Here is a 25,281-nt window from a genome sequence, read left to right on the forward strand (position 1 = left end):
GTGAGCAGTTCCACGACGACCGAAGACCTTACGCCTGCTCCCGGGTGAAGACGAATATCCATGGAGGTTACGTGCGTCCGGGTTCCGGTGACCGAGGGGGAGGAAACCCGCCAGCAGCTTGCCGGACAGGGCGTGATAGACGACGAGCACGAGATTACAGTCGAAGACGGACAGCTCTACATCCCCGTCAGCGAAGCAGTCTCCGGCTACGAACTCGTCACTCACGACGCCCCCGCCCGCGATACGCTCACGATGCCAGCAGAGCTTCTCGGTTTCGAGCCTGCTTACGAGCGCATTGGGAACATTGCCATCATCGACGAGGACGACGAGACCCGCGCACGGGAGATTGCAGACGCAATCGCACAGTCTGATTTACCGCTCGATACGGTGATCAATCGCGCCTCGAAGGTGCAAGGCGAGTTGCGGGTGCGCGACTGGGACATTCTCGTCGGCGACAGCACGGAAACCGTCCACCGAGAGTACGGCTGTGAGTTTCGCTTAGACCTCGCGACGGTGTATTTCTCGCCACGACTCGCAACCGAACGCCACCGCGTGACCGAACAAGCAACCGCGGGCGAACAGGTGTTCGACATGTTCGCGGGCGTCGGGCCGTTCGTGATTCCATTCGCAAAACGCGAGGCGACCGTCGTCGGAACCGACCTGAACGAAGCCGCAGTGATGTACATGGAAGCGAACGCCCGCAGAAATGACGTGGAAGACCGCGTAACCGCCATCCACGGCGACGTGCGAGCGGTCGCGGCAGAGTACACCGGTTGGGCCGACCGCATTGTGATGAATCTTCCACACACTGCAAACGAATTTCTCGACACGGCCGTGGCTCTCGCGGGCGACGACTGTGTGCTCCACTACTACGATTTCCAGTCAGACGACGACCCATACGGCCCCGGCGAAGCCGCCATCCGCGCTGCCGCAGAGCCAACGTATGACGTGACGGTTGAAACCCGCCACACCGTGCGGTCGTACGCGCCCCACGAAGTGAACGTGTGTCTCGATGTTCGCCTGACGAAAGCGTGAGAACCGTGCGCTTGGGGAGTCCGATTCGCAACCCTTATTGCGGTTATCCGACCACATTAGAATGCGTAGAACGCGCCAAAGTAGCTCAGCTGGCAGAGCGAATCCTTCGTAAGGATTAGGTCGAGGGTTCAAATCCCTCCTTTGGCTTTCTTGTCGCGAACAACACCGTGAGCGACAGTAGTTTTCACGAGGGATTTGAATCAGGGAGCGAATGGGAGAGCGACCGTGGTTCAAATCCCTCCTTTGGCTTGGCAAACTTCTTACACCTCTCAGCTTAACTAGGGCACCCTCCGTCGATTCTAAACATTCTATAAAATCCAGACATGGTGGAGTTCCAATTGATACACCTGAAACCCACGTTTTGCTATTCAGGACATTGTGTCTTTGTCCAATCCCATCCAAAGTGTGGCAAATCGATGATTACTGGAATCTCTACAATTGGACGGCGGGGCGTTCCCCCATCAACCGGCAATTTCTTCTTCATTAACTATTGAATGTTGTAAAAAGATATGTATCAAGTGTTGTAATATTAGGAAATGAATGCGGTCGAACGATGGATCCGAGTGAATACGGGATTTCCATTTGCTGTGATGGGTCTTATCTTGGTAATTGGCGGGATTTCCCATGCATTAACCCACATGCAAAATCCCTCTCGAGTAATGGCTGAAATGATTGTGCCGGTCTTAGCCGGCTTCTCACTGCTATATGCAAGTTATCGGGTAACAAAAAACAGAATGACAGTAGGTGAAGCCTTCCATATGCTGGTCATTGTATTTTCCCTTCTCACAATCGCCCTCTCCATTACTGTGTTTAATATTGCACTTAACGTGTGGACGAACCAACCGATCGATGACCCAGTATATGGGCTTCTCGTTTCAAGTGGTGTCGGAGCGGCAATTGGCGCTCCACTTGGGTTTTTCTACGTGAACTTTCAGAAAAGCCATATGAAACTCGACACCCAGTACAAGAAGTCTCGTAAGTTGAACAAGCAACTCTCTGTGACCCACCGTGTTCTCAGACACAACCTTAGGAATGAACTTACCGTTCTTAACGGTGCCACAGAACTGTTGAAAGACGATCCTTCTCCTGAAAACTTAGATGAATACGTTCCCCTACTGGACAGGCACATCCAACGTCTGCTTAACATTACGGAGACAGCACAACTTCTCGAACGTACCTTAGAACCAAGTAAACCAATCCAAGTCGATATCACCGATATCGCACTGGAATCGTTGGCGAAATTCAGAACTGAATATCCTTCAGTCGACTTCAAACTATCCGCACCAGAGACTGCCCCAGCCCTTGCACACCCACTATTTCAAGAAGCAATCGACGAGCTATTAGATAACGCAATCAAGCATAACAGTCTCACAGATTTACAAGTTGAGATTTCAGTGACGACCCATAAGGAAAACTTGACGCGTCTGGAAATTTTAGATACAGGGTCTGGGATACCTAACGTCGAGATTGAAGCACTCTGGCAACCAGAGGAAACGCCCCTCTCTCATGGTGCTGGTCTTGGTTTGTCGTTCGTTTATTCTATAGCCAACCAATCAAACACTGAAATTCAGTTTGAAGAAAACTCCCCGTCTGGAACTATCGTCACAATCGATCTACCTTCTCCAACCGCTGAGAAAACCCGCCAGACAAAAAATCGCTCACACCTGTTAACCGATATATTTCGTGCGGCCAAGTCTTTCAAGTCGGATTTCTGAGGGCCATGTACCTCTGCTGTGAGTTGAGGTGGGCTTAGCGAAACCTCCCAAGTTTGCCTTCAGCATTCAAACCGCGAAACGTTCACCTCCCATATCATCAGAAACAGTACCAAGAGCTGCATTCGATGGTGAAGCAATGCCGATGTCCACCAACGACCAATTGACGAGCGTCGTCACGACCTCGATGTCGCTCCAAGTCACGTGGTACGACAACCGAGCCCGGGCGTGCACGACTCAGCGAATCGTTGCACCGCATCGAGCAACCGCGCTGTCACCGGCAACGGCGGGTCGCCCACGAAGAAAATGTGGCTCTTGTCGCGGGCAGCGTGCCACCCGGGGCGTGTCGAGCCCACGACGCGAGAATCTGCAACCATGCCGAAGCCACCAATTAACACTGCTCAGTAACACTGTCCAGTAATACCTCACTGTCTGACGGGTGTTTTTGTAGGTGTTCGGCCATCACTGTATCATGCTCACGTACACGGTTTATTCGGAGGCCGGTGGTGTCGGGAAAACCACGCTTTCTGCAAATCTCGCTAAGGCACACGCCCGAGCCGGGCAGGACGTGCTCGTCATTGATTTAGACCCACAAGAAGGGAGTTTGACCTATTTACTTGCTGTCGAAGCCGCTCGCAACGAGGGTGGGTCGGACAATCTCGTCCGGCATATGATTGGGCGACCGGGCGGCGCGTTTGCGGACTTGGTCCGAACTGCCGAACCGGGTATCGACGTCCTTCCGAGCCACAACATGCTCGAACGGTTGACCGAGTTGCTTCTTCGGACTTCAGAAATCGAAGAGCAGACGAATCCCGACCCGGAGTACACGTACCCGCGCTACGAACAACTCCACCGGGTGCTCGCGGAGGCTCGGATTCACGAATCTTACGACGTGTTGATCGTCGACCCACCGGCGACGACGGGCGACCATCTGTACAACGCAATCTACGCGACGCGCAACGTGGTCATCCCACTCGAACTCTCTGGGAAAGGTCACCAGAGCGTCGAAGGGTTACAGGACATCGTGGCTGGGCTCGAATCGGAACTTGATTTAGAAGTCGGTGTGCTCGCCGTGGTACCAAACGAAGTCAAAGACACCGCAGACCAACGCGAGTACGAGGCAGCGCTCTCGGAACTCGGCTTTTCGGTACCTGTTTCCATTCGCGACCGCACCTCGCTGTTCGAGGGCTGTTGGAAACAGCAGGTGAACGCGTTCACCTACGTCGAAGAACACCGGGCGCGAAAACGCCAGTACGAACTCGACACACTCGCGCAGTTCGACGAGCTTGCGGCGTTCATCAGCGAGCAAGTCGATGGCGAAGCCGCGGAGCACGCGGAGGTTTCGGCATGAAATCCGGTGCCGGAGACGACCCGTTTGCGGACATCTTCGAGGAAGAGACGGCTCCACAGGACGCAGACAGCGCCACTGAGGGAGGCGATAGCACCGGCGAACCAGCCGGTGTGGACGCCTCGGGGAATGGCTCCGCACAATCTACAGCGGAGACAAGCGATGCTGCAGAGATTCCGTGGATTTTCCGCCGAGACAAAGTCAAGTCTGACCGCGACAAGGTACACCAGCTGTTCGTCAAACCGGAGACAGACCGTTCATACCGCCGGTTCGAAAGTGACCTTGAAGAGGCGATGGACACCGACTTGAGCCGCCTCGACGTGCGCGAAGCCGCGTATCTCGTAGGGATGCAACACCCCGAGATGGTTATTTCGCTCCTCGAATCGTGGGGCTACAACTACTTCGACTGACCTATTCTGTCCAATCTCCACTGACCGATCCGCTCTGACAGACTTACAGCGGTTGGTTGCTCATTTTGTCTGTACCGAGAGTCTGTACCGAGACAGTGTCTTTGCGAGTATAGACACCGCGTTTCCGGTGAACGAGTTGCGGATGTATCCGTGGGTGGCTGGATAATTCCCGCGAGTAGCCATTGAAACAGCCGCTGTGAAACACACACCGCGTTTCCGGTGAAATACCGGTGGAGCTGTGGAGCGTCATTGGGTCGAGGCTGGATCTGATGAACACCGGATTTCCGGTGAACCACACTCGATGAACTAACGCAACGGGATAGAGCGCGCGCACACCACGTTTCCGGTGAAATCGGTGTTGGTGGTGGGCTATGAGGTGAACGTCTCGAAAAAGGAGATGCGCGCTGAGGGTGACAGCAGTACAGTGAGACGCGCACACCGCGTTTCCGGTGAAACAGTGAACTCTACGGACGGGACTGAAAGACGACTCATTGAACAGGAGACGTGGACCTCTCTGTGGTGTTGAAACTCAGCTAGAGACGTCAGAACCGAAGGGTGGACCAGAATTATAAAAATTATGACGGTAAATATTTGGGCGCTTCCGGTGAGATATACTCAAACAAGACGAGTCTCTGATATAGGAATAATTAAGTAGTATTCCTGAATAACAGTCCATTAAGTCAATCGCAAACAAAGCTTTTGAACGGAATCGCTCTGCTTGCTGGTGCGCCCCATTTTCGCAGACAGTTTCACCGGAAACCCGGTGTGCGCGTGAACTCCGTTGGTCATACGCTTCGCAGCCTGTGCAGGCAACCAATACCGCCCGTAGACAGAAAACGTAAAGCCATTTCACCGGAAACGGGGTGAATATCCAGAATGTCTGAGGCTGACGAACTTTTCACTCGAGAAGACCCCATCTTTGCGAACAAAGAGCTTCTCGAAATCAACCATCTACCGGACGGCGGACGAATCGTCGGGCGAGACGAGGAAATCGGTCACCTTGCAAACGCCGTGAACCCAGCAATTTTCGGACAGAGTCCGAGCAACGTGCTCATCTACGGAAAGACAGGCACCGGAAAATCACTCTGTGCGAAATACGTCTCCCGTCGGCTCATCGAGACTGCAGACGAGGAGGGCGTGACGGTTGCGATGGCGTACGTCGATTGTGCCCAGGACACGACTGAAACCCAAACGGTCCAGACCATCGCCACCGCGGTCAACGACCCAGCGGTGACGGACATCAAAATCCCGGATAAGGGCATCTCGACTGCGACCTACTACAAGCGCCTCTGGAAGATTTTAGACCAGCAGTACGACGTGGTGCTCGTCATCTTAGACGAAATCGACAAACTCGACAGCGACGGCATCTTGATGCAGCTCTCTCGGGCGGGCGAAGCCGGAAAGCTCCACCACTGCAAGGTTGGCGTCATCGGCATCAGCAACAAAATCAAGTACAAAGACCGAATGGACGAGCGCGTCCGTTCGTCGCTCTGTGAACGCGAGTACGTCTTCCCGCCCTACGACGCGAACCAACTTCGAGAGATTATGGACGCCCGCTCTGACTCGTTTCGCGACAACGTCTTAGAGGAGTCCGTGATTCCGCGGGCCGCCGCTCTCGCCGCGCGCGAACACGGTGACGCCCGCAAGGCAATCGACATCCTTCGCTACGCCGGAGAAATCGCCCAGTCAACTGGGGCGAAAACGGTCAAAGAGGCGTTCATCGTCCAAGCGCGCGAACGCGCAGAAACCGACCGCTTTAGAGAACTCATCCGCGGTTCGACGCCACACTCCCGGTTCGTCCTCCAAGCGCTCACCGTCCTCTCGCTCAACAACCCGAATCAGGACGGCTTTCGTACGACCCGAATCTACGACGTGTACAAAGAAATCTGCAGGCAGGAGGGCTCTGACTTTCTCTCGCTCCGTCGGGTCCGCGACCTCCTCAAAGAACACGCCTTCCTCGACATCATCGAGCAAGCCCACCGCAGCGGCGGTAGTGCCGAAGGCAGCTACACCGAACACCAGCTGCTCGAGGAACCAGCCGTCGTAAAGAAGGTTCTCGTCGAAACAACTGAGTAGTAGCGTCTCTCAGCGACCGCACTCCCTGCGCCCGCATTTCACCGGAAACCCGGTGCGCGTGCGACACAATTTATCCTTCCTACTTGTGCCCTTCAGCGACTCGTTCACCAACCGACACGCCGTTCCAAAACGCCGCGTGTACCCGCCCCTCGCCAACGACCCAATCTCCGGCGAAGAACAGCCCTTCGTCTTCTGCGCTCCGAACGGTCTCTTCATCGACACGGACATCCGGGAGTGCATAGCGCCACCCTTGGGTATCGACCCAATCAGGGTCTGCCAGTCGAGAATCGTCGAGTAACACCGCAACGAGTTGTGCAACACGGCGTCCCGCTCGCTCCGTGGGCAGGTCGTAGTGTTCTTCCGACCATGCCGGGCTCAACTGGACGACGAGCAGACTCTCGCCGTCCGGGACGTGTCCGGGCTTACACTCCTCGCGTGAAAGCCAGCCAACCGGATGTTCGCGGTCTCCGTTGACGAGCGCGTAGTAGGGCACCTCAATCGAGAAGGGATAGTGGAGCAACACCGAGCGAATCGTTCGGTAGGGCACAGCGTCGATGGCCTCTACGAGTTGCCGCCGTCGAGCGTCAATCCACTGGCTTCGCCGGAGAATCCCAGATGTTTGCGGTGCGGGCGGTGTAAGAATCACCGTCTCGAACCGACCAACAGCCGTATCGGTCGTATCGAAAAGCTGCCAACCAGCCCAATCGCCGTCGGCTGTCCGTTCGAGCCGAGCGATTTCCACGCCCTTTTCGACCGTCGCAGCCGCCTCCCCGAGCAACCGCTTTGCAAACTGGGTGAGGCCGGTTTCGTAGCTCCACTTGTGGGCTTCCTCCCTGTCTCCACGACGAATCTGCCCGCTCGCATCGTGCGTCCAGACGGGAGCGTCGATGTCTACGAGCCCGTCGGTTCCAAGCGAGGTAAGCAACGTCTCTGTCCGGTCGTCTGCGGGCTTGATGTAGTTTGCACCGAGGTCGTAGTAACATCCGTTCCGACGCCGCGTTGCCGCTCTGCCACCGACGCCGCGGCTCTTTTCGAAAATCGTCACGTCGAAGTCTGCTTCTCGAAGGGCGTAGGCGACACCACACCCCGCGGCTCCGGCCCCGACGACTGCGAGCGGTTCAGTCATACCAGCGTTTCGGGCCACGACGCCAAAGCCTGTGGCATGGACGGAATGATTTCCAGTGTCGATTCCAGACCTGCTTTCAGAGGAAGCTTTGAGATGCTCCCCTGCTTACCCCACCACAGTGCCCACGCCAACCCTCGACCGAATCACCGTCTATCCAATCAAGTCGCTCGATGGCGTCACCTGTGACCGGGCGACGCTGGTCAAAAACGGCGGCCTCTCCCACGACCGTACGTACGCACTCGTTGCTGCGGACGGCCGGTTCGTAAACGGCAAACGCACGGCGACAGTCCACGGGCTCGCGCTCTCGATGAACCTTGAAACGAATCGAGCGACCATCGGCGTGCGCGGAACTGACCAGTCTGTGTCCGGCCACGTAGACGACCACCGCGACCGGTTCGAGGCGTGGCTTTCTACCTACTTCGACCGGGAGGTCTCGCTCGAAAAACAATCGGAGGGCGGCGCGCCTGACGACACGGACGCGTCGGGTCCAACGGTCGTCGCGACCACCACGCTCGCCGAAATCGCCTCGTGGTACGACCTCTCGGTTTCGAACGTCCGCAGGCGCTTTCGGGCGAACCTCGAACTCGGTGGGTGTCCGCCGTTCTGGGAAGACCAGCTCTATGGCGACCCCGGCACAGCCAAACCATTCACCATCGGTGAGACAACCTTCGCAGGGACGAACCCGTGCCAGCGATGTGTCGTTCCAACCCGTGACCCAGACACCGGCGAGGCGACACCGGCGTTTCGAACAAGGTTCGTCACCCGCCGTGAGGAAACGCTTCCCGAGTGGGCCACCCGCGAGCAGTTCGACCACTTCTTTCGCGTGACGGTGAACACGACCGTCCCCGAGTCAGATTGGGGGAACGAGATTCACGTGGGAGATCGCGTCACGGTGTTGTAACGCTCTAGAACACTGTGTACGAACCTCGTCAACCGGCACAGTCATACACCACACGTCCCTACTGCCGCTATTAGACATGTCGGTCGAATCGACCTCCGGACTGTTTACCCAAGCGCAGTTACACGAGGCACTTGACGACGGCACGCTTCCTGCATGGGCAGAACGCCACTACGAGGGTTTTCGAAACGCGATGCTTGGAACCCACGACGGTGCACCATTCCCGTGTTATTTCGGCATGGAATCAGAACGAAGCGGCGACGCACTCTACACCTTCTGTGACTCGATGACCGAGGAGTCGGCACTGCTCGCCCTCACGGACACCCTCTTCGAGTACGTCCAGGTGTTCGAAGAGTACGGCGAGCGAACATCGCTGGTCATCTTCTTTAGACCACCTGAGCAAGCATTGGGCGAAGCCGAGTACAGAGACCACTTCTGGAACATCCTCCAGTTCCTCCACGACCACGACCCGGAACCGTGGCCACACCACATCCCAACCGACCCAACAGACCCCTACTGGGAGTTCTGCTTTGCCGGTGAGCCGATGTTTCCAACCGCCCGTGCGCCATTTTACGAACAGCGCATGAGCCGGCACACGCCACACGGCCTCGAAATTACGGCCCAACCACGCGCCATTTTCGAGGGTATCACAGGCGACACCGAGGCTGGAAAAGAAGCGCGGCGCATCATCAGAGACCGTATCGAGGACTACGACGGCGTCTGCCCGCACGCGGACATCGGTGACTGGGGCGATTCACACACCCGCGAGTGGAAACAGTACCTCCTCCCCGAGCGAAACGAGGACACCATCGAGGCGTGTCCGCTCACTATTACCGCACTCAGATGACTGAACTTTCCGACAACACAGCGCTCATCACCATCGACGTACAGGCTGGCTTCGATGACCCCGCATGGGGGCCGCGAAACAACCCTGACATGGAAGCGAACCTCGACACCTTGCTCGCCGCGTGGCGCGAGGCCGGTCGGCCCGTCTTCCACGTCAAACACCATTCGACAGAGCCCGACTCACCGCTGCGACCAGACCAGCCCGGAAGCGCGCTCAGAGAGGGGCTTGCCGCAGCAGGCGAACCCGTCATCACCAAAAACGTAAACAGTGCGTTCATCGGGACGGACTTGGAATCCCGACTCAAAACCGAAGGAATCACGACGCTCGTTCTCGCCGGATTGACGACAGACCACTGCGTCTCAACGACGGCGCGAATGGCAGAAAATCTCGGCTTTACGGTGTACGTCGTCGCAGACGCGACAGCGACGCACGAACGCACCGGGTACGATGGGACAGCGTACGATGCAGCCCAATCTCACGCACTCGCACTTGCACACCTCAATGGCGAGTTTGCGACAGTGCTCGACACCGCGACGCTGCTCGGTGTGGAGGCGAAATAGCCGACAGCCGCTTGTTTTCAGGACCACCAGCTATGCGCGCTCGCCGTAGTTCATTGCCTAGACACCACCTCTGTAGGCCACACCGGATTTCCGGTGAAAATCGCTAGAGGAAAATGCTCGCCACAACCCCAATGAAGATGAGCACGAACGTCAGGATGATGACCAGCCGGAAGAATCGGTCTGCGCCTTGCATGACTGGACCTTCGCCCGCAGACAGTATATATGCTTGCAGACTGGGGAGTCATCTCTGAAGATAGGTTTTCGGTGGCACTTGGTGCCCAACTCGGCAGAACTCACCGCAACGGGCAGGACTATGCTATGCCACCCCGAACCAATCGATTGCAACATTCGGTGTAGCGCTCCACCTACCCGATGTTCGAGAAACCGGGCTGTGGTGTTTCTCTTTGGTGCCATACCAGACACCGGGCCACCGCGGCCACTAGCCCGCTTCCTGCAATACGAGACACAGTTCCTCGTTCGTTGAGCACCTGCGCCGCCCCTTTTGCATTACTTATGGTAATCTATACGTTTGCAAAATTATTTCTGGTATTATCGGACAAAAACTAAATCTATTTCACGGTTTTTACCGTAATGTATCGTATGGATTGGCGAGCGCGTTCCACGGATACACAGCATGTCGAGACGGTGTCGGTCACCTGCGGGGAGAAAGCACAGGCTGGCAAGGACCACGTTGGCGACGTGACGGTGCCCATTCACCTCTCCTCTACGTTTGCGGTCCCGGGTATCGACCCGACGGCCGATCTCCTCTCGCTTGACCCGGACGCAAACGAGTACGTCTACTCTCGGCTCTCGAATCCGACGCGAAACGCGGTCGAGACCCGTCTCGCTGCCCTTGAAGGCGGCGACAACGCGTTCGCCTTTGCCTCTGGCACTGCCGCAATCGCAACGGTGGCGATGGCCGCGCTCACCCCGGGCGACCACGTCGTCGCCTTCGACGACCTTTACGGCGGCACCAAAGCGATGTTCACGCTATTTCTCCCCGAAAAACTCGGCATCGAAGTCAGCTTCGTGGACGCACGCGACACCGAAAACGTCCGTGACGCGATGCAGGACAACACCGCGCTCATCTGGATGGAGACGCCGACGAACCCGCTGCTCCACCTTTGTGACATCGAAGCCATCGCGGGCGTCGCACAGGAACACGGCGCGCTGTTCGGCGTCGACAACACCTTCCTCTCGCCGTACTTCCAACAGCCACTCGCCCTCGGCGCGGACGTGGTCGTCCACAGCACGACGAAATATCTGAACGGGCATTCCGATTCAATGGGTGGCGTCGCCATCACCAACAACCCCGACCTCGCAGATAGCCTCAAGTTTCTCCAACAAATCGGTCTCGGAAACATGCTCTCGCCGTTCGACTCCTACCTCCTGCTTCGCGGACTCAAGACGCTCCCGATGCGGATGCGCCAGCACGCAGAAAATGCCCAAGCCGTCGCCGAGTTCCTCGACGGTCACGACCTCGTGGAAACCGTCTACTTCCCCGGCTTAGCGAGCCACCCACAAGCCGACCTCGCCCGCCAGCAGATGTCCGGCCCCGGCGGCGTCGTGACCGCGGTGTTCAACGGCTCGCTCGAAACCGTCGAACACCTCGTTGCAGAACTCGACGAGTTCACGTTCGCCGTCAGTCTCGGTGGGGTTGAATCGCTGGTCGAACACCCCGCGTCGCTCACGCACTCAGAACTCTCGCCGGAAGAACGCGCAGCTCTCGGCATCACTGACACACTTCTGCGATTCTCCGTCGGTGTCGAACACATAGACGACCTCATCGCAGACCTCGAGTCTGCCCTTGCGGCGGTCGAAGACCGCGCCGTTCACACCGCAGACTAGTATTCGCCAAGCGCGACCGCAAGCAGTTCGATTGGCGTTTTCGGCTCCTCGGTCGCACCCTCGCGGTCGCCGAGTTGCGTGCGACAGGACGCCCCCGGCGCGACAATCTGGTCGCCGGGACTCTCCTCAACTTGCTCGAATAGCACGGTTCCGATTGCCTTACTCAGCGAGAAATGCTCTGCTTCGTAGCCAAAGCTCCCAGCCATGCCACAACACCCCGAGTCGAGCGGGTCGACCTCGAAGCCCGCCCGGCGAAGGACGCCCACTGCGTGGTGGTCTTTCTTCGTCGCCTTCTGGTGACAGTGGCCGTGGTACGTGAGCGAGGTATCAACCTCGCGGTAGGCGATATTCTCGTCTAACTGGAACACATCGAGATACTCACAGACGCCGTAGGTGTTGGCCGCGAGCGCCTCCACGTCCTCGCCGGAGAGGAGGTCTCGGTAGTCAGATTGGAACATCACGGCGTCGGAGGGCTCGACCAGCACCACGTCCCAGCCGTCTTCGACGTACGGGGCGAGTGCGGCGACGTTTCGCTGGGCAGTGGCGCGCGACTTCCCGAGGAAGCCTTTCGAATGGGCCGGACGCCCGCTGTCGGTCTCGTCTGCGAGCCTGACGTGGACGCCAGCGGCTTCGAGCACGCGAACGGCGGCCCGGCCCGCCGCTGGGTGGCTGTAGTTCGTGTACGTATCCGGAAACAGGATGGCTTTCCGGGCTGCGTCTTCCTCGCTCAGCATCGACCCGCGTGCGCGGAACCACTTTTTGAGCGTTTGGCGTTGGAACTCCGGCAGGCTTCGTTCCTTTGCGATGCCGACCGTGCTTTGGATGGCAGTCCGAACGCCGGGAATCTTCGTCCCGAGGTTCGAGACGGGCGCGAACAGACTCCCGAGCGCGGACAGTCGGTCGATGTTCGCAAACAGCTTATCCCGAAGACTCGACCCCTCACGCTGATGGTGGGCGTGTTGCACCTCAGCTTTCAGCTTCGCCATATCGACGCCGGACGGACAGTCTTGGGCACAGCCCTTACAGCCGATACAGAGGTCGAGCACTTCGTGCTGGAACTCGGCTGAGAACAGTTCGTCTTTCGGGAGGTCACCGCTCATCGCTTGTCTGAGCATGTTTGCCCGGCCGCGCGTGGCGAGCGTTTCCTCGTTTGCTGCGCGGTAGGTCGGGCACATCACGCCGCCTGAGGTTTCTTGGTGGCCGCGACAGCCGCCACAGCCGTGACAGAGCTCTGCCATCCCCTGAAAGCCGTTGTCGTTCTCCCAGTTGAGCGCGGGCGTGAATCCGGCGTCAAATTCATAGTCCGTGCCGTAGCGAAGATTCTCGGTCATCTTCACGTCGCCACAGACCTGCCCGGGATTCAGGAGCCAGTCTGGGTCGAACGCCGTCTTCAGGTCACGGAACGCCTCCCAGAGCGTCTCGCCGTAGAGTTTCTTGTTCCATTGGGTTCTGGCCCGCCCGTCGCCGTGTTCGCCGGAGACCGAACCGCCAAATTCGACGACGAGGTCGGTCACGTCAGCTGCGATCGACTCCATCATCTCGATGTCGGCTTCGTCTTTGAGACTCACCAGCGGTCGGACGTGGAGGACGCCCGGACCGGCGTGGGCGTAGAAACTCGCCTCCGTCCCGTGGTCTTTGAGAATCTGCTGGAATCCCGCGACGTACTCGGGGAGGTGTTCTGGGGGTACGGCCGCATCCTCGATAAAAGAGATGTGCTTTCTGTCCGTTGTCCGGGAGAGCAAGATTGGAAGACCCGCCTTCCGGAGTTTCCAGAAGTTCGCCTGCTCCTTTTCGGTGTAGGCTTCGACGGCGTCGAAGGCGTGGCCCTCTCCCGCAACGCGGTCTGCGACGAGTTTCGCAACCTGTTCTCTGCCGTGGTCGTCGTCAGTTGCGTAAAACTCGACTAACAACACGGCTTCGGTTCCGTCCGGAACGAGTTCCGAGATATTCTCGAACGCGGCGGTCTGACTGGCTAAGTCGAGCAACACGTCGTCTACGAGTTCGACGGCGGCCGCGTCGTGGGCGACGATTGGGTCCACGTCATGCATTGCGTCAATAATGTTCTCGTAGGCGAGCAGCGCCATCGCCTTCGACTCCGGAACGTCGACAAGCGAAATCGTGACCTCGGTGATGAGCGTGAGCGTGCCTTCGCTCCCGGCGAGCAGGCGACCGAGGTTCACCGACCCCGATTTTGCTTGTTCGACAAAGGAGTCCAAGTTGTACCCCGAGACGTTGCGTTTCAGGTCGGGGTAGCGCGCTTCCACCTCGTCGTGCAGGTCATCGAGGATGTGACAGGCTTCTGCGTAAATTCTCGCCTCTAAATCCTCGTCGCCTGCGCCCGCTCTGAGTTCGTCGAGCGTCACCTCCCCGAACGTCGTCACCGTGCCGTCCGCGAGGATCACCTCGCATTCTTCGACGTAGGCTTCGGTGAGGCCGTATTTGAGCGAGTGCGACCCGGTCGAGTTGTTGCCAATCGCGCCGCCGATGACGCTTCGGTCGCCCGCCGCCGGGTCGGGGGCGAACTTGAGGTCGTGGGGTGCAAGCGCGTCGTTGAGTACGGAAAGGGTAATGCCGGGCTGGACACGGGCGGTTTTCGCCTCGGGGTCTACCTCCACGAGACCGTCCATGGAGCGGGTAAAGTCGAGGACGACGGCCTCGTTTACGGCCTGTCCGGCGAGACTCGTCCCCCCGCCGCGCGGGAGGACGGGAATCTTCCGGGCGGCACAGTACTCCATGACGGCTTGCACGTCGGCGGTCGATTCCGGGAACACCACGCCGATGGGCGTCACCTCGTAGGAACTCGCGTCGGTGGCGTAGAGTTGGCGCGTGTAGGTATCAAAACGAACATCGCCTGCGACATGGGTTTCTAAATCTGAAACCAGCCCCGGCCGGGCGACGGTGTCGTCGTGGTAGTCGTAGTTCGCGCGCTGGTCGCCTGCTGGCGTCCTCGCTGGTGTGTTACTCATTTATTGTTCAGTTCAGACGATGTGTTTGGTGTCGTAGGAACCGAGCACGTCCACGGTGCCCTTCGAGACCGTCTTTCGAACCTCGTCGATGGCGGCTTGGGCGCGTTCTTCGTACATGCCTGCCTCGAAATCGAGGTGGAACAGATAGTCACCGAGACGGTTCCCACTCGGCCGCGACTCGATGCGCGAGAGGTTGATGTCGCGGTCTGCGAACGCTTCGAGCACGTCGAGTAAGAGTCCGGGATAGTTGGCGTTCGGATGGACAACGGCAGTCGATTTCCCGCCTGCAACGCTGCGCTCTTCGGGCGGGGCAATCACCAGAAACCGGGTTTCGTTCGACGAGCGGTCTTGGATGTCCTCTGCGAGGACGGTGAGGTCGTCGCCCGCGGTGTCCGGGTGGCCAATGCCTGCCACGGTCGGGTCTTCGCGGGCGAGTTCGACGCCGCGTGCGGTGCTCGCGACGGCTTCGATGCTGACATCCGGGTAGTGTTCTTCGAGATAGCCACGACACTGGGCGAGCGCCTGTGAGTGGCTCGCGACCGTTTCGAAGGTCTCTCCCTGAGCGAGCAGCGCGTGGCGGATGGGCGTGACCAGCTCTGCGACCACGGCAAGGTCGTGGGTAGCGAGCGCGTCGAGACTCTCGGTGACGCTCCCTTCGATGCTGTTCTCGATGGGGATGACTCCGCGGCGGTACTCGCCCGCGACAACCGCCTCTACGATGGCGGTCATCGATTCGCGGAACTCGACCTCGTCTGCGACCGCGTTTGCCGCACGATGGGAGTACGTACCAACCGGACCCAAGGTGACTGCTCTCATATACCTCAGTTCATCGAGATTCACACAAGTACTCATCGGTGGCTGCGACGCCTGCCGGAGCGTCGTGGGTTACTCGGTGAGCAGACGCTGGTGGCCCTGTGCCCGAATCGCTGCTGCCTCTTCTGCTGCGCGTTCGGCATCGACGTAGTTGCCCACTTCTTCGAGCGCACGAGCGTGTTCTTCGTAGACGGAGGCTGAGCGATAGCCAAGCGTAATCGCCTTCTCGAAGCAGTCTACGGCGTCCTCCCAGAGCGCCCGCTCTGCGTAGAAAAAGCCGAGGTTGTACCACGCCTGTGGCATTCGTGGGTCGAGTTCGACAGCCCGCTCTGCGTGTTCGAGCGGGTGTGACGAATCGTCGCCTTCCCACAGGGCAAAGGCGAGGTTCAGTTCTGCGAGCGCGGCGAACTCGTTTCGGTCGTTGATGCGCAACGCCTCGTAGAACGCACCAATCGCCTCGTCGAACTCCTCTATCTGTGAGTGGGCAACGCCTTTGTTCACCCACGCCTCTTGGGCGTCGAGTGAGTCTGCATCGGCGAGGCGCGCTGCGCGCTCGAAAGCGTCTGCGGCCTCCGTGTGAAACCCAAGCTGGAGGTAGGTGAGACCGAGGTCGATGAGTTCCTGTGGCGTGATGTCGTCGCGTTTGATGTTCCAGTCGTCTACGAGGTCAGCGAGCGCGTAGTCGTCGACGGGGTCTATCTTGGTGTTGTCTGCGCGTAGGATATGTGGGTCGAGCGTCACGCCTTCGTACGGATTCCCAAACCCTCGACTGTCAGAATAACGGTGTTTACGATGTGTGGCCACGACCATGTACATTGGCGCGCAGATAGCTTATCCGTGGCGCTCTGTGTGCCTATTTTTCACACGCAACGGGAGGATACCACTCTTAGCAATTTATTTCCCACCCATCACTCGTGAATTATTGTATGTTCGAAACCACGAGTCGTCGAACCTTCCTGCAGGGAACCGGTGTCACCCTCGCAGGCACTGCCTTCACAGGAACCGCCGCCGCAACTGACAGGGACGCGGGTCACGAACACAAAGACGAGATGGACGCACCTTCGCTCATCGCCCACCGCGGGTTCGCTGGGATGTATCCCGAGAACACGGTCGGGGCGTTCAAAAACGCCACCAGCGGGCGAACTGCTGCCGACATGGTCGAACTCGACGTGATGCCGACCGCCGACGGGACGGTCGTCGTGTTCCACGATAACGATCTCGCAGAGCGCGACGGCGGTACGCAGGGTCTCACCGACGTCTCGGGGCTGGTCTGGGAAACGCCGTGGGACACGGTCAAACGGGCAGCGGTGCTCGAAAGCGGCGAGACGGTTCCGTCGCTCGCCCAGGTCATGGACGTACTGCCGACGCACGTCGGCGTCAACGTCGAGTTCAAAAACCCCGGTTCGACCGAGACGAAGTTCGCGGCGAATCTCTCGGGCGATGAATTGACCGCCCAGAAGGCGCTCTGGGAGGACTTCGCTGTCTCCGTCTTCGACGTGCTCGACGACTACGACCACGACATTCTCGTGTCGTCGTTCTACGAAGGTGCTCTCACCGCCGTAAACGAGCTTGCACCAGACGCCTCGCTCGGAACGCTGTTCTGGGACGATATCGAGGCCGGACTCGACATCACGCGAACCTATGACTGTGAGGCGATTCACCTGCCGAAAAACATGGTCAAAGGGACACCATTCTTTGGTGACGAGTACTACCTCGACGGGCCGTTTGCCGACATCGACCTCGTTCAAGTCGCGCACGACGAGGGTCGCGACGTCAACGTTTGGACGGTGGCGACGTGGTACGAGGCGGCGCAACTCTCGCGTGCTGGCGTCGACGGCATCATCGCAGACTACCCCTTCAACCTGTTGTAATTTCCACACATTTCCCGGAGAAACAAGGGGTGTTCACCCACCATTATACGGGTGGTTGTGTTCGGTTCACATGAGTAGTGAAACCAATGGCCACGACCAACGAACCCACTGAAGAAACACGCAACGATTTAGACCTAAACGCCCTCTTTTCGACCATCGACGCCGTCGAAGACGACCCGACACTCGGTGAAGTCACCTTCCGGGCAGAGACAGAGTGGACGGGCGGTGTCTCCTGTGAAACGCGGGTAAGCGACTTCGACCACGCAGGCGAGACTATCGACTCAGAGGAGTTCGTCATCGAGAGCGACGAGCCGACCCAATTGCTCGGCGAGCGGTCTGCGCCGAATCCCGCAGAACTCTTGCTTGCGGCGCTCGGGTCGTGTCTCACGGTAAGTTACGCGGCGCACGGTGCAGCCCTCGGCGTCCAACTCGAAAGCCTGCGCTTCGAGTTCGAGGGAGACATTGACCTGCGTGGCTTCCTCGGGCTCGCAGACGACGTGAGAAACGGATTTGACGAAATCGAGGTGACGACCCATCTCGAAGCAGATGGCACAGCAGAGGAGCTTGCGGAGCTGAGAGAAGCTGCTGAGGGTGCATCGTCCGTCATGGACAACGTCGCGAACGCTGTCACGGTTTCGACAGAGCTCGTCACGAACTAACCCGTTACCTGCCCACCGGTTCTATCGACCGCTGTCGGTTCGTCCGGGCGAGAACGTCTGTGCCGACGGGTTTCCGGGCAGTTCGCCAAGGCGATACACCGAGTACGCACCTGTTCCGCAGACGAACAGTGCCATGGCGCCGAGTAACACAACGGCATTTTTCCAGCCCGGTCCGACGGTCGCCATCGCCACCATCATCACAGGGATGAGCGAGAGCGCGGCAACGCGACCGGCGATACCGAACGCAATCATAATGACGGCTGCGACTTCGATGACCCCAACCACCACGACGAGCGCTTCGGGGACGGGGAACCCAAGCGACTCGAAGAAGCCAGCACTCTGGCTGAAGTTCAGGAACTTGTTCATGGCAGGCATCGTGAGGATTCCCACCACTATTGCACGGATTGGTAGCGGCGCGAGTTCAGTAAAACGGGTTCTCATACAAAGCAGCCACGAACTCCTGTAAATTCATTATGAAGGTTCTAAACGGTTTTTAGCCACGGGGCTAGTCGTGCCATCGGGTAGCTATTTGCGTTCTCACCCGAGTTATTCGGACATGACCACAAAAACTGGCCGCCGCTGGCAGCGCGGGACGGCTCCGGGGACGTTTTCAATCGCCGCCTACGACCCCGGTGCAGACAGCTTTGGCGTCGCCGTCACCACCGGCGCTGTCGCCGTCGGGGCAACCTGCCCGCACGTGAGCGCGAACGGCGCGGTACTCACCCAATCGTGGACGAAAACTGCCCATGGCGTTCACGCGCTCGAACTCATAGACCGCGGCGTCTCCGTTTCGACCGCCTGTGACGCGCTTCTCGAGGCAGACGAGTACGCGAGCTATCGACAACTCCACGGCATCGACCGCGACGGCGAGCCGTTCACCTTCACCGGCGCAGACTGCGTCGAGTGGGCTGGCGAGACAACGGGAGAAAATCACACCGTCGCTGGGAACATGCTCGTCGGTCCCGAGGTCGTAGACGCGGTGAGCGAGGCGTTCACCACGACAGATGGCGACCTCGCAGACCGCCTACTCGCTGCACTGACTGCGGGGGCTGACGCAGGTGGCGACAAGCGCGGGAAAGTGAGTGCAGCGTTGCTCGTCCACGCGCCAGAGCCAAAGCTGTATCACAACCTCAGAATCGACAGTTCGGAGACGCCAATCTGCGACCTCTGTGACCTCTATGAGGAGACGAAACAGACCGTCCGCGACATCCCGAACGAAGCAGAAAAAATGCTCGGGGGCGTCCCCGACGAAATCGTCGACTTCGGCGTGAAGTACTAGTTACCGAGCGTCGTCTCGCTCATCTCGGCAACCGAGAGGTGACAGGACAGTTCGTGGCCCGTCCCGTCTTCTTTGACCTCCAATTCAGGGACGTCAGTCTCACACTCTCCACCAATCTTCTTCGGACACCGCGTCTGGAACGGACACCCAGACGGCGGGTCGATTGGACTCGGCACGCTCCCCTCTAAGAGGATGCGCTCGGTCTCCCGTTCGGGGTCTGCGTGGGGCACCGCAGAAAGCAAGCTTTCTGTGTACGGGTGGAACGGCGCAGAGAACACCTGCGGAACCGTCCCCTGTTCGACGATGTGTCCGAGGTACATCACCGCGACGCGGTCACAGATGTGCTGGACAACGCCGATGTTGTGTGAGATGAACAGGTACGACAGCCCGTAGCTCTCCTGAATATCTTCGAGCAGATTCAGAATCTGGGCTTGCACGGACACGTCGAGGGCGCTCACCGGTTCGTCACAGATGATGAGCTTCGGCTCTGCAGCGAGGGCGTGCGCAATCGCAATCCGCTGTTGTTGCCCGCCCGAGAATTCGTGGGGATACTTGTTTGCAGCCTCAGCAGAGAGGCCCACGCGCTCTAACAACGCTTCTGTCCGCTCGCGCTTCTCGTTGCCCGTGGCGATGTCGTGTTTCTCCATCGCCCGGCCGATGATTCGCCCCACCGTCTTGCGCGGGTTGAGCGAACTCTGTGGGTCTTGGAAGATAATCTGCATCTCCTTTCTGAGACTGCGAATCTCCCGGCTCGACAGTTCGTGGAGCGGTTGGTCCTCGAAGTACACTTCCCCGCCCGTCGGTTCGAGGAGTTTGAGCACGGTTCGTGCGACCGTCGATTTCCCGCAGCCGGATTCGCCGACCAACCCAACCGTTTCGCCGGGTTGGATGTGGAAGCTCACGTCGTCAACTGCTTTGACGTGCTTGCGCTCGATGGTGGGCAACCCACCGTCGGCTAAGGTGAACGAAAGGCTGTCAACCAGCCCGTCACCGGCCGAGAAGTACTTCTTCAGGTTGTTCACCGTCAACACTGGGTCTGCGGCCGAATCGACCGTCTGCGCGCCTTCGCCCGCCGCCTGTTTGGGGATGTCAGGTTCGCTCAAGTCGAGTTCGTCGCTACGAAGACACGCCGCCTGCGACCCGCTCTGAAGCGATTCGAGGGCCGGGTCGCCGCCGGTTCGACACGCCGGTTCTGCGTACTCACAGCGGTCTGCGAAGTTACAGCCGTCAGGCAAGTCGAGGAGGTCTGGCATCGACCCTGGAAGCGTTGGGAGCACGTCGTACTCCAACTCGGGGTCGGGAATCGAGTTGATGAGCCCACGCGTGTAGGGGTGGCGCGGCCTGCGGAACAGCTCGTGCATCTCCGCTCTTTCGACCAGATTCCCGGCGTACATGACGCCAACGTGGTCGCACGTCTGGGCGACGACGCCGAGGTTGTGGGTAATCATCAGAATACCCATTCCTTTCTCCTCTTGGAGGTCGTTCAACAGGCCGAGAATTTTCGCCTGCGTCGTCACGTCAAGCGCGGTGGTTGGCTCGTCCGCGATAATCAGGTCAGGCTGACAGGAGAGGCCAATCGCAATCAGCACGCGCTGGCGCATCCCACCGGAGAACTCGTGTGGGTAGTCGTCAAAGCGCGAGGCTGCATCGGGGATGCCGACTTCCTCCATCGAGCGGATGGCTTGTTCGCGGGCTTCTTTTTCGCCTTTGTTCTGGTGTTCGGTGATGGTTTCCACAATCTGCGAGCCAACGGTCAACACCGGGTTGAGCGCCGTCATCGGGTCTTGTGGAATCATGGCGATTTTGTTCCCGCGCATCGCTCGCATCTCTTTTTCTGAAAGCGTGCGGAGGTCTGTACCCTTGAATAGAATCTTTCCGCCGACGATTTCGCCCGGCTTGTCGATGAGCCGCATGATAGAGCGGGCGGTCACGCTTTTTCCGGCGCCGGACTCACCGACTAAGCCCATCGTGTCGCCGGATTCGAGCGTAAAGGAGACGTCGTTGCTGGCGACGACGGGGCCGTCTTCCGTGCGGAACTGCGTGCGGAGGTTTTCGACTTCTAAGAGTGGCGTAGTCATGGAATTGTCCTGAGTCATTCGACGGTGTCCACCTTGGGGTCAAGCACGTCGCGCAGGCCGTCACCGAGCATGTTGAACCCGATGACGGTGATGGCGATGGCCATTCCCGGGAAGATAATCATCCACGGTGCAGTTTGCATAAAGTCACGTCCGGTGTCGATCATCAGCCCCCACGACGGGTTTGGGGGCTGGGTGCCAAGCCCGAGGAACGAGAGACTCGCTTCCTGTAGCATGGCAAAGGCGATGTTAATCGACCCTTGGACGAGCAGTGGGGCGATACAGTTTGGCAACACCTCGCGGAAGATGATGAATGAATCACTCTCACCGCGGGCAGTTGCTGCCTCGACGAACGACTCGTTGCGCACCGAAAGTGCGGCACTCCGAGCCACGCGGGCGATGTACGGCGTGTACACGAATCCGAGCGCCAAGATGACGTTGTTCAGGTCGGGACCGATGACGACCATCACGGTGAGCGCGAGGAGAATCGGCGGGAAGGACATGAGCGCGTCCATCATCCGCATCAACACCTCGTCTACCACACCGCCGTAATACCCGGAGACAGTTCCGATAATCGTCCCGGCGGCGAGGGCTGCAGCAATCGACCCAAAGCCGACCTTCAGCGAAATACGCGTTCCCATGATGACGCGACTGAAGATGTCGCGCCCGAGGTCGTCCGTGCCGAACGGATGTTCGAGCGACGGTGCCTGTGACCGGTCCGGGATGTTCGTCTCTTGGATTGAGTGTGGGATGATGTAGGGTGCAAACAGCGCGGTCAAGATGAGCGTGAATACGATGACGAGTCCGATCATCGCCTTCTTGTTGCGTCGGAATTTCCGGACAAAGCGCTTTGTGCGCTCTATCTGTGGGGCGTACTGTTCGCTGAGCGACTCCGATTTATCAGCAGAGTTCGTAACTTCTGCATTCGACATCTATTCGTCACCTCCGTAGCGGATGCGTGGGTCGAAGTAGGCGTACAACAGGTCGGCCGTGAAGTTCGAAAGCATGAAGATGAGGGCAACCACGATGATGCAGCCTTGCAACAGCGGGATGTCCCTGCTCTGGATGGCGGTGAGCGTGAGATTCCCGATGCCCGGCCAGACGAACACCTTTTCGAGCACAACGACGCCACCGAAGGCGTAGCTGAACTGGAATGCGATGACCGTGATGACCGGGATGATTGCGTTGCGAAGCGCGTGACGCAGGACGATGACTCGCTGAGTCATGCCCTTTGCCTTGGCAAAGCGGATGTACTCCTCGCTCAGCACTTCAATCATGCTGGAGCGAGTCATCCGCATCACGTAGGCGGTGAGCGCAAAGCCCATCGAGGTGGCTGGCAACACGAGGTGTTTGAGCGTGGCAACCGGGTCTTCGCTCGGCGGGACGTACCCACCGGTGGGGAACCAGTCGAGCCATACCGCAAACACGAGGATGAACACTAGCCCCCAGAGGAAGATGGGGATGGAGACGCCGATGAAACTGAACGAGGAGGCCGCGAGGTCGGGCCCTTCGTTCTGCTTGACGGCGGCGATGACGCCGAGGGGGATGGCGAGCATGATGGCGACGAACGTCGCAGCCACCGCAAGCATCAGCGACCGTGGGAGTTTTTCAGCGATGAGCTGGGCAACGGGGTCTCCAAAGCGAATGGAGGTGCCCATGTTCCCAACCACGACATCCTGTACCCAGCTGAGATACTGGATGTAGAGTGGCTGGTTGAGGCCGAGTTGGGTCTGGAGTTGGTGGAGACTCTCTTCGCCGGCGTTCGGGCCGAGAATCAACAGTGCAACGTCGCCCGGGAGGATGTTCGTGATGGCGAACGTGATGAGTGACACGAGAAACAGTGTCACCACCATGAACCCGACCCGGCGAGCGAGATAGTTGTGCAGGGACATCGTTCAGAGTCGAATTATTGGTCGAGCCAGTTGTCTTCGAAGCGCAGGGTAGAGCCGTCCGGTGCGCCGATTTTGCCCTGGTAGCTCGAATCTGCGGCGAACAGGTTCGCTTGCCAGAACAAGAACAGGTGGCCTGCACGGTCTTCTTGCAGGATTTCTGCGGCGCGGTGGTACTTTTCTGCCCGCTCGTCGGTGTCGTAGATGCGGCGGGCGTCTTCGACGAGCGTGTTGTACTCGTCGTTCTCCCAGCCGGTGAAGAAGTACGCACCGTTCGGGTGGAGGAACTTGTAGTACGACACGTCAGGGTACCAGAGTGCGAGGTACGACGACGTGGTCGCTTGGAAGTCCTGTTTGCTGTAGACGTCAGAGAGCCACAGACTCCACGGAATCTTCTGAATCTCTAAGTTGATGCCGACTTCGGAGGCGGAGTCTTGGATGATTTTCGCCGCAGTAACCTGTGCTGCGTACGGCTCTGGAATCTTGAACGTCGCCGTGTAGCCGTCTGGGTAGGCCGACTGTGCGAGGTGTTCTTTCGCCTTCTCTAAGTCCTTTGGCCGTGGTTCTAAGTCCGTGTTCTCCCACGGGCTGCCCGGTGCGGCTGGGGTCGCGGCTGGCTTGCCCGTACCGTAGAGGGCTGCCTCTGCGACTTCTGCTTTGTCAATAGCGAAGTCGAGTGCGAGGCGAGCGTGTTTGTCGTCGAACGGTTCGCGGTTACAGTTGAGCCCCATGTAGACAAGCGCTTTCGGGAAGGTGGTCTCAAAGCGCGTGTTCGACTGTGATTCGACGCTCTGGACGTCTTTTGGTGGGACGTCGTTGATGAAATCGAGTTCGCCAGCCTGGAACGACTGGAGTCGGACGCTTGCGTCCGACACTTCCTTTTTGACGACCTTGTCGAGCATCGCTGGTTCGCCCCAGTAGTCCTCGAACTTGGTCATCACGAACTCGCTCTCGATTTCCATGCTGTCGAACTGGAACGGACCCGTGCCGATTGGCTCTTTGATCTGGTCTTGTTGAGCCTGCGCTTCGGGGACGACGTGCATCTCCGAGGTCGCCATGCGAGCAAGGAACGGCGCAAACGGTTCGGTGAGCGTGATTTCGAACGTGTAATCGTCCGGCGCTTTCATCGAATCGACGTTCTCGAAGTAGCCGTTGGCGAGGTATTGCTCGCCGTTTGCGACGCGTTCGAGCGAGGCGAGCACGTCGGCTGAGGTCATCTCCTCGCCGTTGTGGAACTTCACGCCCTCTCTGAGCTCGAAGGTGAGTTTCGTGTTGTCTTCTGACGTTTCCCACGACTTTGCGAGGTCTGGCTGGAGGTTGTATTCCCAGTCGACCGTCAGCAGGCCTTCGGTGATGTTTTCGAGAACGCGAGCCGATGCGGCGGCGCTCTCAAGGTGTGGGTCGAGGGTCTGGACGGGGACACTGCCGCCCCAGTTGAGGGTGCCACCGGACTGTGGCTCACCACTGCTGCCACCGTCGCCGCCCGAGCCACCATCTCCGCCGCTGCCACCGTCGCCACCATCGCCACCGTCGCCGCCACCCATACAGCCAGCGAGCGCAAGCGCGCCAGTCGCCGAGGCTGCGGTGATGAATCTCCGACGATTCAAGCGGTTTTCCGGATGCGGAGAGGAAGCCTGTTCGTGTTGATTTTCGTTTGCATTGCCATCCCGAGACATACCTTCGGCTATCCAAGTTACTGCACTTAAATCATTCGGTGTCCCAGACAGTTCACTCTTACTTCTTACATAATACTCCCAGAAACATTCTCTGAAAGCGGGGGTGGGGTTTGGGAATCTCCGCAGCGCAGAACTATGGTGCACCCGCTCGAACGACGACACTTGTTGTTATTCAATGGAGATTTACTCAAAT

The 25,281-nt window shown here is 58.7% G+C and carries 22 protein-coding genes and 1 tRNA gene; 13 read left to right on the forward strand and 10 right to left on the reverse strand.

Features of this window, described 5'->3' with window-relative positions:
* Nucleotides 1–60: 60 nt before the first annotated feature.
* The 3 genes from V5N47_RS13745 (at nt 61) to V5N47_RS13755 (ending at nt 2,750) form a co-directional block, all read left to right on the forward strand.
* A complete protein-coding gene (locus V5N47_RS13745; protein ID WP_338728290.1) occupies nt 61–1,035 on the forward strand; it encodes a class I SAM-dependent methyltransferase family protein in 975 nt (324 codons plus the stop codon).
* A 74-nt stretch (nt 1,036–1,109) separates the two neighbouring features.
* A tRNA-Thr gene (locus V5N47_RS13750) sits at nt 1,110–1,182 on the forward strand.
* Between the two features lie 389 nt (nt 1,183–1,571).
* Nucleotides 1,572–2,750: an ATP-binding protein gene (locus V5N47_RS13755; RefSeq protein ID WP_338728292.1), complete on the forward strand. Its 1,179-nt coding sequence runs from the start codon at nt 1,572–1,574 to the stop codon at nt 2,748–2,750.
* A gap of 197 nt (nt 2,751–2,947) precedes the next feature.
* Here the strand turns inward: V5N47_RS13755 and V5N47_RS13760 are convergent, their stop codons facing one another.
* The gene (locus tag V5N47_RS13760; RefSeq protein ID WP_338728294.1) at nt 2,948–3,124 is read right to left on the reverse strand and encodes a hypothetical protein; all 177 of its coding nucleotides are present in this window, start codon (nt 3,122–3,124) and stop codon (nt 2,948–2,950) included.
* 95 nt (nt 3,125–3,219) lie between these two features.
* Between V5N47_RS13760 and V5N47_RS13765 the strand changes: the two genes are divergently transcribed.
* The 3 genes from V5N47_RS13765 (at nt 3,220) to V5N47_RS13775 (ending at nt 6,581) form a co-directional block, all read left to right on the forward strand.
* Entirely contained in the window at nt 3,220–4,098 is an 879-nt protein-coding gene (locus V5N47_RS13765; protein WP_338728296.1) for a ParA family protein, read from the forward strand.
* A complete protein-coding gene (locus tag V5N47_RS13770) occupies nt 4,095–4,505 on the forward strand; it encodes a hypothetical protein (RefSeq protein WP_338728298.1) in 411 nt (136 codons plus the stop codon). The genes V5N47_RS13765 and V5N47_RS13770 overlap by 4 nt, the downstream gene beginning before the upstream one ends.
* A gap of 876 nt (nt 4,506–5,381) precedes the next feature.
* Nucleotides 5,382–6,581, forward strand: a complete 1,200-nt coding sequence (locus V5N47_RS13775) for an orc1/cdc6 family replication initiation protein (RefSeq protein ID WP_338728299.1) — start codon at nt 5,382–5,384, stop codon at nt 6,579–6,581.
* A gap of 79 nt (nt 6,582–6,660) precedes the next feature.
* On the opposite strand, the gene V5N47_RS13780 is transcribed toward V5N47_RS13775, so the two are convergent.
* Nucleotides 6,661–7,707, reverse strand: coding sequence for an FAD-dependent oxidoreductase (locus V5N47_RS13780; protein ID WP_338728300.1), 1,047 nt, complete (start codon nt 7,705–7,707; stop codon nt 6,661–6,663).
* Between the two features lie 118 nt (nt 7,708–7,825).
* Here V5N47_RS13780 and V5N47_RS13785 point away from each other — a divergent pair, with 118 nt between their 5' ends.
* From V5N47_RS13785 to V5N47_RS13800, 4 genes are all read left to right on the forward strand, one after another.
* Nucleotides 7,826–8,608 carry an MOSC N-terminal beta barrel domain-containing protein gene (locus V5N47_RS13785; RefSeq protein ID WP_338728302.1) on the forward strand — a complete coding sequence of 261 codons (783 nt, stop codon included), beginning with the start codon at nt 7,826–7,828 and terminating at the stop codon, nt 8,606–8,608.
* A 76-nt stretch (nt 8,609–8,684) separates the two neighbouring features.
* Nucleotides 8,685–9,452, forward strand: coding sequence for a YqcI/YcgG family protein (locus V5N47_RS13790; protein ID WP_338728304.1), 768 nt, complete (start codon nt 8,685–8,687; stop codon nt 9,450–9,452).
* Nucleotides 9,449–10,012 carry a cysteine hydrolase family protein gene (locus tag V5N47_RS13795; protein ID WP_338728305.1) on the forward strand — a complete coding sequence of 188 codons (564 nt, stop codon included), beginning with the start codon at nt 9,449–9,451 and terminating at the stop codon, nt 10,010–10,012. The genes V5N47_RS13790 and V5N47_RS13795 overlap by 4 nt, the downstream gene beginning before the upstream one ends.
* A 600-nt stretch (nt 10,013–10,612) precedes the next feature.
* Nucleotides 10,613–11,860 carry an aminotransferase class I/II-fold pyridoxal phosphate-dependent enzyme gene (locus tag V5N47_RS13800; RefSeq protein WP_338728307.1) on the forward strand — a complete coding sequence of 416 codons (1,248 nt, stop codon included), beginning with the start codon at nt 10,613–10,615 and terminating at the stop codon, nt 11,858–11,860.
* On the opposite strand, the gene V5N47_RS13805 is transcribed toward V5N47_RS13800, so the two are convergent.
* The 3 genes from V5N47_RS13805 to V5N47_RS13815 all read right to left on the reverse strand — a co-directional run bounded on the left by V5N47_RS13805 (nt 11,857) and on the right by V5N47_RS13815 (nt 16,380).
* Nucleotides 11,857–14,826, reverse strand: coding sequence for an FAD-linked oxidase C-terminal domain-containing protein (locus tag V5N47_RS13805; protein ID WP_338728309.1), 2,970 nt, complete (start codon nt 14,824–14,826; stop codon nt 11,857–11,859). The genes V5N47_RS13800 and V5N47_RS13805 overlap by 4 nt on opposite strands.
* A gap of 12 nt (nt 14,827–14,838) precedes the next feature.
* Nucleotides 14,839–15,642: a prephenate dehydratase gene (gene pheA / locus V5N47_RS13810; RefSeq protein ID WP_338728311.1), complete on the reverse strand. Its 804-nt coding sequence runs from the start codon at nt 15,640–15,642 to the stop codon at nt 14,839–14,841.
* A 69-nt stretch (nt 15,643–15,711) separates the two neighbouring features.
* Entirely contained in the window at nt 15,712–16,380 is a 669-nt protein-coding gene (locus V5N47_RS13815) for a tetratricopeptide repeat protein (RefSeq protein ID WP_338728313.1), read from the reverse strand.
* A 185-nt stretch (nt 16,381–16,565) separates the two neighbouring features.
* On the opposite strand from V5N47_RS13815, the gene V5N47_RS13820 reads away from it, so the two are divergent.
* Both V5N47_RS13820 and V5N47_RS13825 read left to right on the forward strand, forming a co-directional pair.
* Nucleotides 16,566–17,510 carry a glycerophosphodiester phosphodiesterase gene (locus tag V5N47_RS13820; protein WP_338728315.1) on the forward strand — a complete coding sequence of 315 codons (945 nt, stop codon included), beginning with the start codon at nt 16,566–16,568 and terminating at the stop codon, nt 17,508–17,510.
* A gap of 86 nt (nt 17,511–17,596) precedes the next feature.
* A complete protein-coding gene (locus V5N47_RS13825; protein WP_338728317.1) occupies nt 17,597–18,169 on the forward strand; it encodes an OsmC family protein in 573 nt (190 codons plus the stop codon).
* A 21-nt stretch (nt 18,170–18,190) separates the two neighbouring features.
* On the opposite strand, the gene V5N47_RS13830 is transcribed toward V5N47_RS13825, so the two are convergent.
* Complete coding sequence (locus V5N47_RS13830; RefSeq protein ID WP_338728319.1) at nt 18,191–18,610, reverse strand: DoxX family protein; 420 nt, start codon at nt 18,608–18,610, stop codon at nt 18,191–18,193.
* 115 nt (nt 18,611–18,725) lie between these two features.
* Between V5N47_RS13830 and V5N47_RS13835 the strand changes: the two genes are divergently transcribed.
* Nucleotides 18,726–19,448 carry a DUF1028 domain-containing protein gene (locus V5N47_RS13835; RefSeq protein ID WP_338728321.1) on the forward strand — a complete coding sequence of 241 codons (723 nt, stop codon included), beginning with the start codon at nt 18,726–18,728 and terminating at the stop codon, nt 19,446–19,448.
* Here V5N47_RS13835 and V5N47_RS13840 read toward each other — a convergent pair.
* The 4 genes from V5N47_RS13840 to V5N47_RS13855 are packed head-to-tail and all read right to left on the reverse strand — an operon-like array spanning nt 19,445 to nt 25,088.
* A complete protein-coding gene (locus V5N47_RS13840; protein ID WP_338728323.1) occupies nt 19,445–21,526 on the reverse strand; it encodes an ABC transporter ATP-binding protein in 2,082 nt (693 codons plus the stop codon). The two genes, V5N47_RS13835 and V5N47_RS13840, sit on opposite strands and share 4 nt — an antisense overlap.
* Nucleotides 21,527–21,540: 14 nt before the next feature.
* A complete protein-coding gene (locus V5N47_RS13845) occupies nt 21,541–22,455 on the reverse strand; it encodes an ABC transporter permease (RefSeq protein ID WP_338728325.1) in 915 nt (304 codons plus the stop codon).
* Nucleotides 22,456–23,415: an ABC transporter permease gene (locus tag V5N47_RS13850; protein ID WP_338728327.1), complete on the reverse strand. Its 960-nt coding sequence runs from the start codon at nt 23,413–23,415 to the stop codon at nt 22,456–22,458.
* Between the two features lie 14 nt (nt 23,416–23,429).
* The gene (locus V5N47_RS13855) at nt 23,430–25,088 is read right to left on the reverse strand and encodes an ABC transporter substrate-binding protein (protein WP_338728329.1); all 1,659 of its coding nucleotides are present in this window, start codon (nt 25,086–25,088) and stop codon (nt 23,430–23,432) included.
* Nucleotides 25,089–25,281 lie beyond the last annotated feature (193 nt).

This window comes from Haladaptatus sp. DJG-WS-42 (assembly GCF_037198285.1).
Taxonomy (GTDB): domain Archaea; phylum Halobacteriota; class Halobacteria; order Halobacteriales; family Halococcaceae; genus QDMS2.